This is a genomic window from Sinorhizobium alkalisoli, assembly GCF_008932245.1.
Taxonomy (GTDB): Bacteria; Pseudomonadota; Alphaproteobacteria; order Rhizobiales; family Rhizobiaceae; genus Sinorhizobium; species Sinorhizobium alkalisoli.
This window is the reverse complement of record NZ_CP034909.1, coordinates 544,828-561,262: the sequence shown is the minus strand read 5'-3', so window position 1 is coordinate 561,262 and position 16,435 is coordinate 544,828. Positions and strand designations below refer to the sequence as shown.

Sequence of the window (16,435 nt, the reverse complement as noted above, 5' to 3'; positions counted from 1 at the left end):
GCGGCTGTCAGCTCGCGGCCATCGCCTCCACCTTGGCATTGCCGTTGATCGCCGCCTGTGCCGCCGCCAGCCGCGCGATCGGCACTCGGAAGGGCGAGCACGAGACGTAGTCGAGGCCGGTTTCTTCGCAGAAGCGGATCGAGTCGGGATCGCCGCCATGCTCGCCGCAGATCCCGAGCTTCAGACCGTTCTTGGTCCGGCGTCCGCGTTCAGCGGCGATCTGGATCAACTCGCCGACACCGTCAAAGTCAAGCGAGACGAACGGATCCTGCTCGATGATGCCTTTTTGCTGATAGGTGGCGAGGAACATCGCCGCATCGTCGCGCGAGATACCGAAAGTGGTCTGCGTCAGGTCGTTTGTGCCGAAAGAAAAGAAATCCGCCGACTCGGCGATCGTCGCGGCGCTGAGTGCCGCCCGCGGCAATTCGATCATCGTCCCAACCAGATAATCGATCTTCATGCCCGCCTCGCCGATCACCTCCTTGGCGATGGCGTCGATCCGGTCCTTGACGTAGTCGAGCTCGGCGCGCAGCCCGACCAGCGGCACCATGATCTCGGGAACGACGGGAGCGCCCGTCTGCCGGCCGGCCTCGACCGCAGCCTCAAAAATGGCGCGGGCCTGCATTTCGGCGATCTCCGGATGGGAGATCGCCAGCCGGCAACCGCGATGACCGAGCATAGGATTGAATTCGTGCAGCGCTTCGACGCGCTGGCGCAAATGCGCGGGATCGAGCGACAGAACGCTTGCGACCTCGTGGATTTCCGCGTCCGTCTTCGGCAGGAACTCGTGCAGCGGCGGATCGAGCAGGCGGATCGTCACCGGCAGGCCATGCATGATCGAGAAGAGCTCGGCGAAGTCGGAGCGCTGCATCGGCAGCAGTTTTGCGAGCGCCGCGCGCCGGCCGTCCTCGTCTTCGGCGAGGATCATCTCGCGCATCACATTGATGCGGTCGTCCTCGAAGAACATGTGCTCGGTGCGGCAGAGGCCGATACCCTCGGCGCCGAAGGAGCGAGCGGCACGCGCGTCGGCCGGTGTCTCCGCATTGGTGCGCACCGTCATGCGGCGGCTCTGATCGGCCCATTGCATGATCTTGCCGAAATCGCCCGACAGTTCCGGCTGTAGCATCGGGATCTCGCCCTTCAGCACCTGCCCGGACGATCCATCGATGGTGATGACATCGCCCTTCTTCAGCGTCACGCTCGCCGTGATCAGCGTTTCGCTGCGATAGTCGACACGGATGTTGCCGGCGCCGGACACGCAAGGGGTGCCCATGCCGCGGGCGACGACCGCCGCATGGCTCGTCATGCCGCCGCGGGTGGTCAGGATGCCTTCGGCTGCGTGCATGCCATGGATATCCTCCGGGCTCGTCTCGACGCGCACCAGGAGAACCTTGCGACCTTCCTTGACCGCCTGGACCGCCTCCTCCGAGTTGAACACGATCTCACCGGTCGCCGCCCCCGGCGAGGCCGGCAGGCCGGATCCGATGATGTCGCGGCGCGCATGCGGGTCGATGGTCGGGTGCAGGAGTTGGTCGAGCGAGGCGGGATCGATGCGCGTCACCGCCACTTCCTTCGAAATCAGCCCCTCTTCCGCCATGTCGACGGCGATCTTCAGCGCCGCCTTGGCGGTCCGCTTGCCGGAGCGGGTCTGCAGCATCCAGAGCTTGCCCCGCTCGATGGTGAATTCGAGATCCTGCATGTCGCGATAATGCCGCTCGAGCGTGCTGCATATCTGCTCGAATTCGGCGAAGGCCTCGGGCATCAGCTTCTCGAGCGACGGCCTATCGGAGCCGGAAGCGATCCGCGCTGCTTCGGTGATGTTCTGCGGCGTGCGAATGCCCGCAACAACATCCTCACCCTGGGCATTGACGAGGAATTCGCCGTAGAGTTCCCTCTCGCCGGTCGAGGGATTGCGCGTGAAGGCGACGCCGGTCGCCGACGAGTTGCCGAGATTGCCGAAGACCATCGCCTGGATATTGACCGCCGTGCCCCAGCTTGAAGGGATGCCGTGGAGATGGCGGTAGGTAATCGCGCGCGGATTCATCCAGCTCGAGAAGACGGCTCCGACCGCGCCCCAGAGCTGGACCTCCGGGTCCTGTGGAAAGGGCTCGCCCAAAACCTCCTCGATCGCTTCCTTGTAGCGGGCAATCACGTGCTGCCATTCGACGGCAGAAAGCTCCGTATCCTGCTCGTGCCCGAGCCGCGCCTTCTCTTCTTCCAGGATCTCCTCGAAGACATCATGGTCGACGCCCAGGACGACATCGCCGTACATCTGGATAAAGCGGCGGTAACTGTCCCAGGCGAATCGCGCATCGCCGGCATCGTGGCCAAGCGCATGCACCGACTGATCGTTGAGCCCGAGATTGAGAACCGTGTCCATCATGCCGGGCATGGAGGCGCGAGCCCCCGAACGAACGGAAAGAAGCAAAGGGCGGGTGGTATCGCCGAACAGGCGGCCGGTGACTTCTTCCATCCGGGAAATGCCCTCGCGCACCTGGCTGCGCAAGCCCTCCGGCATGGTTCGGCCGTTTGCCAGATAGCTGTTGCAGGCATCGGTGACGATGGTGAGCCCCGGCGGCACGGGAAGGCCGAGATTGCACATCTCCGCAAGGTTGGCGCCCTTGCCGCCAAGCCTGTCGCGGTGTCCCGCATGGCCTTCGGCCTTTCCGCCACCAAAGGTGTAAACCCACTTCGTCATGCCTGTTCTCCACCCCAAAACAGCTCTGGTGACGATCTACAGTATATGTTTCGGGCTGAAAATGCACTCGGCCAAGTTTTTTGCTGCAGTGCATCAAGATTGCGGCAGCGCGTGGCCTGTAAGCAGAACGAGACTTGTCAGACAGCTTCGCGCATGCGCTCCGCCGTCTGGAGATCGACGGAGACGAGCTGAGAGACGCCCTGCTCAGCCATGGTGACGCCGAACAGACGGTTCATGCGCGCCATAGTGATCGGGTTGTGAGTGATGATAACGAAGCGCGTCTCGGTCGAGGCGGCCATCTCGTCCATCAGATTACAATAGCGCTCGACATTGTGGTCGTCGAGCGGCGCGTCCACCTCGTCCAGGACGCAGATCGGCGCCGGATTGGTGAGGAACACGGCGAAGATCAGCGCCATCGCCGTCAAGGCTTGTTCGCCGCCGGAAAGCAGTGTCATCGTTTGCGGCTTCTTGCCCGGCGGACGCGCAAGGATCTCAAGCCCCGCCTCCAGCGGATCGTCGCTCTCAATCAACTGCAGCTCGGCCGTGCCGCCGCCGAAGAGATGCGTGAAGAGCCGCTGGAATTGTGCGTTGACCACGTCGAAGGCGGCGATCAGGCGTTCGCGCCCCTCGCGATTGAGGTTCTGGATGGCACTTCTAAGCTTTCGGATCGCCTCGATGACGTCGTCGCGCTCCTTGAGCAGTGCCGCCAGCCGTTCGGCGAGCTCCTTCTGTTCCTCGTCGGCCCGCAGGTTGACGGCGCCTAGCCGCTCGCGCTCGATCTTCAGCCGCTCGAGTTCCCGCTCGACCGCGCGCATGTCCGGCAGCGCCTCGTCTGCCGCAAGGCCGGTCAGGCGTATGACCTCGTGCGCGGCACAGGACAGAGCCTCGAGGATGCGGGCTTCGATCTCAACGCGCCGCTCGCGTGCCGAGACAAGCCGCTCTTCTGCCCGACCGCGGTTCTCGCGTCCTTCCGCCAGCTTCGAAAGCGCGGTCGCGGCGATGCGATCGGCCTCGCGCTGGCGGTTCTCCGCCTCGGCGAGAATATCGGTCGCCTGACGGCGCGCCGTCTCGGCCTTCTGCAATTCGTTCATCAGGGCGCGGCGCTTGTCTTCGAACTCGTCCGGCGCGTCGACGAGTTCCTCGACCTCTTCGCGCGCCTCCACCTCGCGTTCGCGCAGCGTGGTGATGTGCTCGTCGGCGCTCGCGGCCCTCGCCAGCCAGGTCTCGCGCTCTCCTGCAATCGCGGCAAGCCGGCGCATTCGCGCCTCGTTTTCGCGGGCGAGGCCGTCATGGGCTGCCCGCGCTTCGGCAATGGCCGCCCGATCGGCGGCGACCTCGGCCATCCGGCTGCGCAGGCGGAGGTCGAGCTCGGAAAGGTCGGGCGCCTCGACAAGGGTATCGTTCGCCGCTTCGACCTGCTCGGCTATCTCCTCGAGCTGCGCCTGAAGCTGCAAGCTTGTCTCCGCGAGCACGGCGCGACGGCGGGCGAGATCGCCGGAGGCGCGCTCTGCGGCGGCGAGCGCCTCGCGCGCCTCGCTCAATTGCCGGACGATCATCCGGTGCGCATCGCGCGAAAGCCGCAGCCGCTCGTCCTCGGCGCGAATGCGCTGTCCGGCGGTGGCAAGCTCCGCCTCCGCCCGCTCGAGGGCCTCGGCGGCATCTTCCGCTTCGCCCTCGAGTTCCGCCAGGCGGTTCTTCTGCGCAAGCCGCAACGCCGCCGCGCTTGGCGCCTCCGACCCGGTGACGTGGCCGTCCCAACGCCAGACCGCACCCCGCCTGGTCACCAGCCGCTGGCCGGCCTTGAGGAACGGCAGCAGGCGCGCCGCCTCTATGTCGTCCTCCACAATGCCGATCTGGCGCAGCCTTCGGCCGAGCGCCTCCGGCGCGCGCACGTAGTTCATCAAGGCCGGAACGCCATCCGGCAGGGCGGGATCATGGGCATGGTCGCCAGGCATGCGCCAATGCGACGGTGCGGCATGGTCCAGGGGCGAGTCGAGGTCGTCGCCGAACGCTGCGCCAAGCGCCGTCTCGAAACCCCGATCGACCTTCATCTCCTCGACCACGGCCGGGTAGGTGCTGGCGCCCGCAGCCTCCAGCATCCGGCGGATCGTGCGCGACTCGGTCTCGATGCCGTTCAGCCGCGCACGCGCCCGGTCGACCGGCGGTCGGGCATCGGCTTCTCTGGCGCGCGCCTCTACAAGCCCCTCTTCGATGGCAATGACGGTCGCTTCGGCCTCTTCCAGGGCCGCTGCCGCGGCTTCGACCTGTCCCCGCTTTTCGTGAGGGTCCGGAAGCGCGGCCACCTGGCGGTCGATTTCGTCGAAGTCACGGGCGTGGTCGGAGAGCTGACGGGCAAGGCGCGCCTGCCGGTCCGACAGATCCCGAAGCGCCCGCTCGATCTGGTTGCGAGCGGCCTGCGCCTCGGCCCGCTCGGCCGTCAGCCGCGCGAGATCGGCTTCGCTTTCGGACAGCGTCTCGTTTGCCGCCTCCAGCCTCTCGCGAGCCTCGGCGGCACGGTCGTCCGCCTTCGCCAGCATGCCGCTCAGCTCCGCCTCTTCCTCGTCGAGGCGGGAAAGGATGCCGGCATTGTCAGCGATGAGCCGTTCCTCACGGGCGATGTCCTCGGCGAGCTGCGCCAGCCGCCGCTGCAATTCGTCACGACGGCGCAGGATCCGGCTCGCATCTTCCTCGAGTTGCGCGCGGGCGATCTGCAGGCGCTGAAGCGCCGCCGCGAACTTCGCCTCGTTCTCGCGCAGATCCGGCAGCTTGAGGCTTGCGATCGCCTGGTCCCTGGCTGCCGTCATCTGAGCCTGCGCCTTCTCCGCGACGAGCGCGGTGGCCTGGTTCAACTGGCTCGTGGCTTCGGCCTCCGCTTCCTTCGCCTGCACCCAGCGGATATGGAAAAGGATCGATTCATGGCGACGGATTTCCGCCGACAGCATCTTGAAGCGGTTGGCCTGGCGCGACTGTCGCTTCAGGCTCTCGAGCTGGCTTTCGAGCTGCGAAGTGACGTCGTCGAGCCGTTCGAGATTGGTTTCCGCCGCCTTCAGTCTGAGTTCCGCCTCGTGCCGGCGGGAATGCAAGCCGGAGATGCCGGCCGCTTCTTCGAGCAATTGCCGACGCGCCTGCGGCTTGGCGGCGATCAGTTCGCCGATCCGGCCCTGCCCGACCATTGATGGCGAGCGGGCCCCCGTCGAAGCGTCGGCGAAGAGCAATTGTACGTCCTTGGCGCGCGCCTCCTTGCCATTGATACGGTAGACGGAACCCTGCTCGCGCTCGATCCGGCGCGTCACCTGGATCTCGTCGCTGTCGTTGAAGGCGGCCGGCGCGGTGCGGTCGCCGTTGTCGAGGTAAAGGCCCACCTCCGCGGTGTTGCGCGCCGGACGGTTGCCCGACCCGGAAAAGATCACGTCATCCATGCCGGAGGCGCGCATGTTCTTATAGGAGTTCTCCCCCATCACCCAGCGCAGCGCCTCGACAAGATTCGACTTGCCGCATCCATTCGGCCCGACGACGCCGGTCAGGCCCCGCTCGATGATGAACTCCGTCGGTTCGACGAAGGATTTGAAGCCGAGCAGGCGGAGTTTGGTGAACCTCATGGGAGGAAATATCCTCCTCTGGAGCGATGGCAGGCAGGCCAGAGAGGGTCGGCTCTCCAAACACCAAAAACGGGCGCACGGCTACCGCCGTCGCCCGCTCTCAGGAAAAGCGAAGGATCAGAGCTTTCCGTCGATGAGGGCCGACATAACGTCAACCGACATGTCCCCCGAATAGTGCTCTCCATTGACGAAGAAGGTCGGCGTCGATTGCACGCCGAATTCCTTGGCACCGCGCTGCATCACTGCGTTCACATCATCCAGAAGTTTCTGGTTCGTCAAGCAGGCCTCGAAGCTCTCCTGTGTAAAACCGGCGAGTTTCGACATTTGCAGCAGTGCATCGCGGCCGTTTTCCGCGGCCGCCCACTGTCGTTGCTGCTTGAACAGCATGGAAATCATCGGGAAATACTGTCCTTCGGGCGCGCAGCGCGCCAGCATGAAGGCGGCTGCCGCGCGCGGATCGAACGGGAACTCGCGGACGATGAATCGCACCTTGCCGGTGTCGATATATTTGGCCTTGATGGCCTCGAAGGTATTGTTGTGGAAGGCAGCGCAATGCGGGCAGGTCATCGACATATATTCGACGATCGTCACCGGCGCGTCGGCCTTCCCCAGCGCCATTTCCGGCAGCGGACCCGGCTCCATCAGCTTCTGCACGTCCACGCTGCCTTCCGACTTCGGCAGTTCGACCTCGGCCGCGGGTGTGGATGCCTGGGCCACCTCGGTGCCCGCCGCGGGTTTCGTCTCGGTCGAGGCGGCGGGCGCTTCAGCCGTTGATGCGGTGGTCGTCGCATCCGCACTTGTCGCCGTTTCGGCCGGCGTGGTGGAAGCAGCCTCCTTCTTCTCATCGCTGCAAGCGGCGATGACCAGGGCGATCACCGCAATGGCGACGCCACTCAGCAGGCGTTTCGACAGGCTCGTATCGGAAGCGGACATGGAGAGGACCCGTTTTCTGTGAGGGAAAAATTCGAAGTGGGAATTCGATAACTTGCCCGATCAATGGCGGCAAGGGGCGGTATCTCAACTGAGTTCAAAGAATTGTGACCCCTACTGCATGTCTCATCAATCGACCTCGATTCAACGGAATGCAGCAATTCAACGCGCAGCGCTGTAGATGATCGGTCATTTCCGCCGTGACGACAACACGGCGGTACCGAGCCGCGTCAGCGCCGCCTTCAGCGTCTCGCTCTCGATGCCATCGATCATGGATTCGAGCCGGCGGGCGGGCTCACCCGTAAGTGGCCGCGGCGGCCCGCGGCGCCTGGGGGGCGGGGCAACCGGCTTCTGTACGATCCGCAACTGACCAATTGCGTGGAAACCGAAGAACCCGTTGATCCGCTGGATCAGTTCGCCTTGCGCGTGGGTGAGAAAGAGCGCCCGCGTGCCTTCGCAGGCAATGGTGAGCACGCCCGGCTGGTAGCCGCCCTCGGCACCGATTTCCGAGGCGCGGCGCGGCCAGGCGATCTTTTCCGGCCGGGTGCAGTCGGCAAAATCCGCGCCGGCGATCTCGTCCCAGGAGCCGAGCAGCATGGTGTTGATGCCCGCGCGCTTGGCGAGCACCGGATCGATCAGCCCGTTGGCAACTTCGCTGATCTGGACCACACCCTTGCGGGGCTTTTGTTCACGCACGCATGCGACTTTCTGTTTGCAATTCGGATCGAGCCTTGAAGCTCGGGCGGGCATCGGCCAAGTATAGGCCGGAAAAGGACTTCCCGGCAAATGACGTGCGAAACCCTGACGGCGGATGACGCCGCCCTTCTCTTCACCTGGTATGATCGCCACCACCGCGACCTGCCCTGGCGAGTTTCGCCGCCCATGGCACGGCAAGGCGTCGTCGCCGATCCCTATCACGTCTGGCTCTCGGAGGTCATGCTGCAGCAGACCACCGTTCAGGCGGTAAAGGCCTATTTCGACAAGTTTCTGAGGTTCTGGCCGACGGTCGAGGATCTCGCGGCCGCCGATACGGACGATGTGATGAAGGCATGGGCCGGGCTCGGCTATTACGCCCGCGCGCGCAACCTGAAGAAATGCGCGGAGGTAGTGGCCCGCGGCCACGGCGGACGCTTTCCGGATACGGAGGAAGGCTTGAAGGCGCTTCCCGGCGTGGGCGCCTATACCGCCGCAGCGATCGCGGCGATCGCCTTCAATCGCAGGAGCGCTGTGCTGGACGGCAATGTCGAGCGCGTCATTTCACGGCTGTACGCGATCGAAACGCCGCTGCCTGCGGCCAAGACCGAAATGCGGCAACGCGTATCCCGGCTGACACCCGCCGACCGACCGGGCGACTTCGCGCAGGCGATGATGGATCTCGGCGCCACGATCTGCACGCCGAAGCGACCGACCTGTGCACTCTGTCCCTTCCGCATGAAGTGCATGGCTCTTTCCTCGGCGGTTCCGGAAACATTTCCGATAAAGGCGGCGAAGAAGGAGAAGCCGGTGCGCCTCGGTGCTGCGTTCGTGGCGATCGATGGCGCCGACGCCGTCTATCTGCGCAAGCGGCCTGAAACCGGCCTGCTCGGCGGTATGACGGAGGTTCCCGGCACGGACTGGAGCGCACGCCGCGATGGCGAGACCTCCGTCGACGCGCGACCCTTCGTAGCGCCCTGGGAATCCTGCGGCACGATTACCCACGTCTTCACGCATTTCGAGTTGCGCCTTTCCGTCTACCGCGCCAATGTCGCCGATGCACCGCCCGCTGTCGGCGGCTGGTGGGAGCCGATCGCGTCACTGAAGAGGCAGGCGCTGCCGACCGTCATGAAAAAAGCAATCGCGAAGGCTATACCGCATGCTTTCAAGCCCGGCTGATCTCGGATCGCCTCTATCTTCATGCCCGTCAGGAACTTGTTATGAGCACCATCGAAATCCGCCACATAGTCTTCGATATCGGCAAGGTGCTGATCCATTACGATCCGCAGATTCCCTATCGGCGCCTCATCCCCGACCAGGCGGAGCGCGACTGGTTCTTCGCCAATGTCTGCACACACGACTGGAATGTCGAGCAGGATCGTGGGCGCTCCTGGGAAGAGGCCGAGTCACTGCTGATCGAGTGCCATCCCGAGCGGGAAGATCATATCCGCGCCTTCCGGCGGCACTGGCACGAGATGGTGCCACATGCCTACACCGAGACGGTCATGCTCCTCGAAAGTCTGGTTGCTGAAGAGCGCGACGTGACGATGCTCACCAATTTCGCCTCCGACACGTTTCGAGAGGCCCTGAAGCGCTTTCCGCTTCTGGCGCTGCCGCGTGGCGTGACGGTCTCTGGCGATGTCGGCCTTATCAAGCCGGATATCGAGATCTACAGAACCCACGCCCAGACCTTCGGCCTCGATCCCGCCGCAACGCTCTTCATCGATGACAGCATGGCCAATGTCGAGGGCGCCCGGACTGCCGGCTGGCAAGCCGTTCATTTTGCCGATGCGCAGAAATTGAGGGCGGATCTTGCGGCCCACGGCGTGCACCTAGCGCGTCTAGAAAGACGCGCGGCGCTGTAAGGGGCGATGGTCGAGGCACGGCATCCTGTCGCGGAGCAGGTCCGTAATCACGAGGGGTGCAAAATACAAGCGCCCGGAATCCTCGCGGATTCCGGGCGTTTAAAGCTCTCCTTCCGGGACTGAAGGTACGAAAACCGGAGGGAGCGCTTTTCGAAGACCTGCGCGGAACTGGTTGATCAGTTCAGTTTTGCCAGGTCGTTTCGAATGACGGATCTGAGTTCGTCGATGGGCCTCAGGCTATTCCCCTCTTCGAAATGCCAGAACGTCCAACCGTTGCAGGCGTCGAGGCCTTGGACCTTGGCGCCGAGGCGGTGGATCGACCCCGCTTCGCCGCCGGATGCCAAGGTGCCATCGGCGCGCACGATCGCGCTGTAGCGGCGCTTCGCATCGGTCAGGACCGTGCCGGGCTTGATCAGCCCGCTTTCGATGAGCGTGTTGAAGGCGACGCGCGGTTCGGCCTTCTTGCCGGTCATAACCGATAGCATCGCCTTGCCGAGCGGCTCGACGGCGGCGATGCGCTCGGCGGCGGCGTCGATATAGTCCTGCTCGCGCTCGATGCCCACGTAATGCCGGCCGAGGCGTTTGGCGACGGCGCCGGTGGTACCGGAACCGAAGAACGGGTCGAGCACGACGTCGCCCGGCTTGGTCGACGCCATCAGGATGCGGGCGAGCAGGGCTTCCGGCTTCTGCGTCGGATGCACCTTTTTGCCGTCTTCGTCCTTCAGCCGCTCAGAGCCGGAGCAGATCGGAAACAGCCAGTCGGAGCGCATCTGAACGTCGTCGTTCGCCGCCTTCATCGCTTCGTAATTGAAGGTATAGCCTTTGGCCTTGGCGTTCGGCGTCGCCCAGATCAGCGTCTCATGGGCGTTCTGGAAACGACGGCCCTTGAAGTTCGGCATCGGATTGGTCTTGCGCCAGATGATGTCGTTTAGGATCCAGAAATGCAGGTCCTGAAGGATCGCGCCGACCCGGAAGATGTTGTGGTAGGAGCCGATCACCCACAGCGTGCCGGTCGGCTTGAGGACCCGGCGGCAGGCAAGCAGCCAGGCGCGGGTGAAGGCGTCATAGGCTTCGAAGGACGCGAACTGGTCCCACTCGTCATCGACGGCATCGACCAGCGACTGGTCCGGCCGGTGGAGCGTGCCGCCAAGTTGGAGATTGTAGGGCGGGTCGGCGAAGACGACATCGACCGAATTGTCGGGAAGCGCGTTCAGCGCGGCCACGCAATCCCCCTTGATGATGCTATCCATCCAGCTCAATGGACGGGCGGCGCGGGAGATTTCGGCAAGCGAAACAACAGAAGAGATGGGAGAAGGCATGGGACAACTCGCAAATACGCTTACTCGGGACTGACTATAGCACTTATGGTTACCGAAGATGGTTACCAAAGGCTGAAGACGGTCCCGATAAATCGCCCCGACTTCCCTGCCCCAAACTCGGCGCGAAGCCGGGTCGCGCTTCTCAGGATCGGCCGGTCTCCGTCTTCTCGTGCCATTGCTGACTGTCCGGCGGCACCTCATCCCGTTCCTTGAGGCCGTAATCGCGAACGACGGAGGCGATCCGCAGGCGGTAGTCCGCGAACACGCCTCGGCGACCCGCCTCCTGCGCGGCGCGGTGCTCGGCGCTGTTGCGCCAGGCCTTGACCGCCGCCTCGTCGCGCCAGAAGGAAAGCGACAAGAGCCTGTTCGGATGGGCAAGGCTCTGGAAGCGCTCGATCGAGATGAAGCCTTCGATGCCTTCCAGTAGCGGACGCAGGTCGGCGGCGAGGCCGAGATAGGTGTCACGCTTTCCGTCTGCCGGCAGCACTTCGAAGATCACGGCGATCATCGGCGTGCTCCTCCCGTTGGCAGGGAGACGTTCTTCAGGAAGATCCGGTCTTCCTTGAGAATGAAGCGCTCGCGTCGGGCAAATTCATAATTTTCGCGGCCGAGCGGGTCGGCGGCGAGCCGCGCACGGTAGGCCTCATAGGAGGCAAGGCTGTCGATATTGTAGACGCCATAGGCCGTCGTCGCCGAGCCCTCATGCGGCCCGAAATAGCCGATGAGATCGGCGCCGCAGCGCGGGATCGCCTCGCCCCAATTACGGGCATAGGTCGCGAAATCTTCTTTGCGGAACGGATCAATTTCGTAGCGGATGAAACAGGTGATCATGGTTTTTCCTATTCTTGTTCATGCATGTCGTCATCCGAAAACGCTGCACACTCATGGGCAACATATATCGGACCCCGCCCACCATGCCCGCTTGCCCTGCTTCAATGCTTCGATTACCATCGAACTATGAAGGAAGGTCCTGACATTGCCCTGATCGGTTCGCTGATCGGAGACCCCGCACGCGCCAATATGCTGACCGCGCTAATGGGCGGCCAGGCGCTGACGCCGACAGAGCTTGCCGGTCATGCCGGCGTGACGTTGCAGACCGCGAGTTCGCATCTTGCCAAGCTCGAGGCCGGCGGATTGGTGACGCAACGCAAGCAGGGGCGGCATCGCTATTACGCGCTAAGCGAAGACGAGGTCGGGCTCATGCTCGAAGGTCTCATGGGTTTTGCCGCAAGCCGCGGCCTCACGCGACACCGGCCGGGGCCGAAGGATCCGGCACTGCGCAAGGCGCGGGTCTGCTACAACCACCTGGCCGGTGACTATGGTGTGCGGATGCTGGATAGCCTCATTGGCGCCAAGCAGATCGAAATGGAGGGAGAAGAGGTGGCGCTGACCAATGCCGGCCGCGAACGCGTCGAGGCGCTCGGCATCGACTATGCGGCGCTCAGGGCGTCCCGCCGGCCGATCTGCAGAACCTGCCTCGACTGGAGCGAACGCCGATCACATCTCGCCGGCTCGCTCGGCGAGGCGCTGCTTGCGCACTTCATCGACAGGGGCTGGGCGAAGCGCGTGAAGGACAGCCGCGCCATCCGCTTCACCGACGCGGGCGAGAAGGCTTTCCTGGAGCACTTTCCGCTATAGACGCGCGCCGGTGCCGGCGTCGACCAGCGTCGCCCCAAACCGCTGCGGCGAGGCGCGTGCACCGATCTTTGCGCCGTCTGAAAAGACGCACCTATCCGACGATGGAAAAGGCGCCGCGGATCTCGCCGCCCGCGGTTTTCGCAGGCGACCGGCCAATCCAGCCGACATGCCGCTCGAGAATGGCCGCGGCCTCCTCACACTTGCCCTGGCGGAGCGCCGCGAGGATCGCCCGGTGATCGTGATCGGTGCGCGCCTCCCAGCTCGACCGCCAGGTGGAGAAGAGGAAGCGAGCGCTTGCCGCGTGAAGATCGTCGATTGCGGCGAGCAGGCGGGGCATGGCGCAAGGTTCGAGGATCAGGCGATGAAAGGCACGGTTTGCCGCCTCCCAGCTGCGCACGTCACGGGAACTGTCGGCGGCGGCCGTCGCCACCTCGGCCCGATCGAGAATGGCGCGCGTCAGATGGGGCATGGCGTGGCGAAGGGCCAGCACCTCCAGGACCGCGCGCATCTCGGCAACCTCGCGCACCTCCTTAAGATCGAAGGCCGCGACGCGGACGCCACGGCGGGGCTCACTAACGGCAAGCCCCTGGGCCTCGAGCCGGCGGAAGGCTTCGCGGACCGGTACATGGCTGGCGCCGAACTCCTCGGCAACATGATCCTGGCGCAGCCTTTCGCCCGGCGCGAGCTGACCGGAGATGATCCTCTCGGCGAGAGCCCGGCTGATGCGGCTGGCAAGCGTGTCGTCCCGTTCCTTCGTCATGCATCACAGATAGAGGCGCAGCCGGTGCCTGTCGAGCAAGCTGCGGCGATCTCCCGACGATTTCCAGAGGTTGAGCCGCGCGTAATGCGGGCACGCGCGCTGTTCCAGCCCGGGCGGAAAACCGCTTCGCACTTTTCCTCGTCCCGCTCAAGGTTGAGCTTTGAACCGCCATCGTATAAATCTGCCGGGACCATTTTCCGTCCGCATTTCAGAGCCTCCCTGCCAGCGGCGTTTCCCCCAAGGAATTATCATGACCGGTATCGACCTCATCATCTTCGATTGCGACGGCGTTCTCGTCGATTCGGAAATCATAGCCTCGGAAGTTCAGGCTGCGCTGGTGAGCGAGGCAGGCTATCCGATCAGCATCGACGAGATGAATGAACGCTTCGCCGGCATGACATGGCGCGACACCCTGCTGACGATCGAAAAGGAGGCCAATGTTCCGCTCTCGGCCTCGCTGATCGACAAGGTCGACACCATTCTCGACCAGCGACTGGCCCGCGACGTCAGAATCATCGACGGCGTCCTGCCGGTGCTGATGCAGCTCACGCTGCCGCATTGCATCTGCTCCAACTCCACCTCGGAGCGTCTCGCCACGATGCTTGGCAAGGTCGGCATCCGCGATCATTTCGGTCCCCATATCTATTCCGCGCGTGACCTCGGGCCGGATCGGGTGAAACCGAAGCCGGACATCTTCCTGCACGGAGCCGCTCAGTTCGGCCGCGACCCCTCGCGCGTCCTCGTCATCGAGGATTCCGTCCACGGCGTCCACGGCGCGCGGGCGGCCGGGATGCGCGTCGTCGGCTTCACCGGTGGGAAGCATACCTATCCATCGCATGCCGACAGGCTGACGGATGCCGGCGCGGAAACAGTCATCTCACGCATGGCGTCCCTGCCCGGCGTGGTCGCTGCGCTTGCCGAATGGTCGGAATCGCTGACGGCCTGACAGCTTTTCCCGGCCTGAACCGACTGGAAACTCGTCCTCAACGGAGTGCGCAACCAAATGCGTGCGCTTTCCGTCAACGAACCCAGTTTCCCGGCCGCGCAAGAGGACTATATCAACAGGTTCAAGGGGACTTTCCAAGGAGGAGAAAACGCCATGCGTGTTTCATTGTTGTCTGGATTGACCTTTGCGGCCGGTATCGCTTTTGCTCCGCTCGCCCATGCCGACGTCACGCTCGGCGTGATCACCCCGCTCACTGGAGCGGTCGCGGCCTTCGGCGAGCAGGTCAAGAACGGCGCCGAGGCCGCCGTAGCCGCGATCAATGAAAAAGGCGGCATCGGTGGCGAGAAGGTCGTCATCAGGATCGTCGACACCGGCGGCGAACCGAAGCAGGCCGTGTCCGTATCCAACCAGCTTGCAGGCGAAGGCGTGCGCTATGTGGTCGGCCCGGTTCTTTCGGGTACGGCGATGCCGGCCTCCGACGTGCTGGCTGAAAACGGCATCCTGATGGTCACGCCGACGGCGACCACGCCGAATCTCACCACCCGCGGGCTCTGGAACGTCTTTCGCACCTGCGGCCGCGATGATCAGCAGGCGGTGGTCGCCGCCGATTACGTCTTGCAGAAACTCAAGGACAAGCGCATCGCCGTCCTTCATGACAAGGGTGCCTACGGCAAGGGCCTTGCCGACGGCTTCAAGGCCGCCATCAATGCAGGCGGCATCGATGAGGTCGTCTATGAAGGACTGACCCCGGGCGAGAAGGACTACAGCGCCATCGTCACCCGCCTTAAAGCCGAGAATGTCGACGTGGTCTATTTCGGCGGCTATCACGCCGAGGGCGGCCTGCTTGTCCGTCAGATGCACGACCAGGGCGTCGACGCACAGCTGATCGGCGGCGACGGCCTCTCCAACACAGAGTTCTGGGCAATCGGCGGCGATGCGGCCGAGGAGACGATCTACACCAATGCCAGCGACGCCACCCGCAACCCCGCCGCTGCGCCGGTGATTGAGGCTCTCAAGGCGAAGAACATTCCGGCCGAAGCCTTCACGCTCAACGCCTACGCCGCCGTACAGGTGATCAAGGCCGGCATCGAGAAGACGGGCTCCCCCGACGATCCGACCGCGGTCGCAACAGCGATTAAGTCCGGCGACGAGATCGATACGGTGATCGGCAAACTGACCTATGGCGAATCCGGCGATCTGACCTCGCCGAGCTTCTCGCTTTACAAATGGGAGGCCGGCAACAGCGTGCCCGCCGAGTGATCGGCGCAGGTTCAAAGAGTTACAGCGACCCTATGCGCGTCTGAAACGACGCGCGGCGCTGTACAGGTGACCGTGAGGCCTACTGCGTCCGATACGGCCCCTCGTCGAAACCGATGAAGATCTTGGCGTCCGCCCCGGCGCCCGCCGGCAGGGTGACGTCGGCCTTGGTGAAGACGAACTGCGCATTGGTGCTGCCCGGCGGAACCTCGACCGGGAATTGCGTCAGCTCGGAATAAAGCGTCTTTTCCCCGTCGGTCGCGGCAACGCGGATCGGCATGGACAGCTTGCCCGGCCCGCCGGCGGGCCCGGCCACGACGCGACCCTGCGCGACCACCGTCACCTTGAGGCTGTCTTGGCTCTGTACGCACTGGCGCGTGGTATCGGCAAGCGACGCCTGATAGACGACCTTGGTCGGATCGTCCTTTCCACCCTTCGCATAGGTGCGGTAGGAGGCGGTTCCATCCCTGAGCGTTACAGGCGGGCAAGACGCCTGGACGACGGCCGGCGTCGGCGCGCTCGCGCTGCCGCCCGCTTCGATTGCCCCTCCCGTCTGCGTCTTGTTGCAGCCGGCGACGGCCAGCAGGACGGACATTGCGAGAAGATGGCGAGACACATTGGCAGACACGTTGCACAACCTCTTCAGAACCAGTTCAAAACTCGGGATCGCTGTGACCGCGGCCTCAAGCAGCCGTAGTCGTCGCGGCCCGTTGCGATGCTCGGACCGAAA

General features: G+C 64.2%; 14 protein-coding genes. 5 read left to right on the top strand and 9 right to left on the bottom strand.

Going from position 1 to position 16,435, the window contains the following annotated elements; genetic code table 11:
• Positions 1-7: 7 nt before the first annotated feature.
• The 4 genes from ppdK to EKH55_RS02655 all read right to left on the bottom strand — a co-directional run bounded on the left by ppdK (position 8) and on the right by EKH55_RS02655 (position 7,923).
• Positions 8-2,698 carry a pyruvate, phosphate dikinase gene (ppdK, locus tag EKH55_RS02670; RefSeq protein WP_069460429.1) on the bottom strand — a complete coding sequence of 897 codons (2,691 nt, stop codon included), beginning with the start codon at positions 2,696-2,698 and terminating at the stop codon, positions 8-10.
• A gap of 137 nt (positions 2,699-2,835) precedes the next feature.
• Positions 2,836-6,297 carry a chromosome segregation SMC family protein gene (locus EKH55_RS02665; protein WP_069460428.1) on the bottom strand — a complete coding sequence of 1,154 codons (3,462 nt, stop codon included), beginning with the start codon at positions 6,295-6,297 and terminating at the stop codon, positions 2,836-2,838.
• A gap of 117 nt (positions 6,298-6,414) precedes the next feature.
• Positions 6,415-7,230, bottom strand: a complete 816-nt coding sequence (locus EKH55_RS02660) for a DsbA family protein (RefSeq protein WP_069460427.1) — start codon at positions 7,228-7,230, stop codon at positions 6,415-6,417.
• 186 nt (positions 7,231-7,416) lie between these two features.
• Positions 7,417-7,923: a DUF721 domain-containing protein gene (locus tag EKH55_RS02655; protein WP_069460824.1), complete on the bottom strand. Its 507-nt coding sequence runs from the start codon at positions 7,921-7,923 to the stop codon at positions 7,417-7,419.
• Positions 7,924-8,013: 90 nt separating this feature from the next.
• On the opposite strand from EKH55_RS02655, the gene mutY reads away from it, so the two are divergent.
• Both mutY and EKH55_RS02645 read left to right on the top strand, forming a co-directional pair.
• On the top strand, positions 8,014-9,099 hold the full coding sequence (mutY, locus tag EKH55_RS02650; protein ID WP_151610930.1) for an A/G-specific adenine glycosylase: 1,086 nt from the start codon (positions 8,014-8,016) through the stop codon (positions 9,097-9,099).
• 41 nt (positions 9,100-9,140) lie between these two features.
• The gene (locus EKH55_RS02645) at positions 9,141-9,785 is read left to right on the top strand and encodes an HAD family hydrolase (RefSeq protein WP_151610929.1); all 645 of its coding nucleotides are present in this window, start codon (positions 9,141-9,143) and stop codon (positions 9,783-9,785) included.
• Between the two features lie 176 nt (positions 9,786-9,961).
• Here EKH55_RS02645 and EKH55_RS02640 read toward each other — a convergent pair whose 3' ends face one another.
• The 3 genes from EKH55_RS02640 to EKH55_RS02630 form a co-directional block, all read right to left on the bottom strand.
• Complete coding sequence (locus EKH55_RS02640) at positions 9,962-11,092, bottom strand: site-specific DNA-methyltransferase (RefSeq protein ID WP_069460823.1); 1,131 nt, start codon at positions 11,090-11,092, stop codon at positions 9,962-9,964.
• 154 nt (positions 11,093-11,246) lie between these two features.
• Complete coding sequence (locus EKH55_RS02635; protein ID WP_069460424.1) at positions 11,247-11,612, bottom strand: antibiotic biosynthesis monooxygenase family protein; 366 nt, start codon at positions 11,610-11,612, stop codon at positions 11,247-11,249.
• Positions 11,609-11,935 (bottom strand): NIPSNAP family protein, encoded by a 327-nt coding sequence (locus tag EKH55_RS02630; protein WP_069460423.1) that lies wholly within the window; start codon positions 11,933-11,935, stop codon positions 11,609-11,611. The genes EKH55_RS02635 and EKH55_RS02630 overlap by 4 nt, the downstream gene beginning before the upstream one ends.
• A 126-nt stretch (positions 11,936-12,061) precedes the next feature.
• On the opposite strand from EKH55_RS02630, the gene EKH55_RS02625 reads away from it, so the two are divergent.
• Entirely contained in the window at positions 12,062-12,742 is a 681-nt protein-coding gene (locus EKH55_RS02625; RefSeq protein ID WP_069460422.1) for an ArsR/SmtB family transcription factor, read from the top strand.
• Positions 12,743-12,833: 91 nt separating this feature from the next.
• On the opposite strand, the gene EKH55_RS02620 is transcribed toward EKH55_RS02625, so the two are convergent.
• Positions 12,834-13,502, bottom strand: a complete 669-nt coding sequence (locus EKH55_RS02620) for a GntR family transcriptional regulator (RefSeq protein WP_071014199.1) — start codon at positions 13,500-13,502, stop codon at positions 12,834-12,836.
• A gap of 250 nt (positions 13,503-13,752) precedes the next feature.
• Here EKH55_RS02620 and EKH55_RS02615 point away from each other — a divergent pair, with 250 nt between their 5' ends.
• A complete protein-coding gene (locus EKH55_RS02615) occupies positions 13,753-14,448 on the top strand; it encodes an HAD family hydrolase (protein ID WP_069460420.1) in 696 nt (231 codons plus the stop codon).
• A gap of 153 nt (positions 14,449-14,601) precedes the next feature.
• A complete protein-coding gene (locus tag EKH55_RS02610) occupies positions 14,602-15,708 on the top strand; it encodes a branched-chain amino acid ABC transporter substrate-binding protein (protein ID WP_069460822.1) in 1,107 nt (368 codons plus the stop codon).
• Between the two features lie 79 nt (positions 15,709-15,787).
• On the opposite strand, the gene EKH55_RS02605 is transcribed toward EKH55_RS02610, so the two are convergent.
• Positions 15,788-16,333: a hypothetical protein gene (locus EKH55_RS02605; protein WP_069460419.1), complete on the bottom strand. Its 546-nt coding sequence runs from the start codon at positions 16,331-16,333 to the stop codon at positions 15,788-15,790.
• Positions 16,334-16,435: the final 102 nt, after the last annotated feature.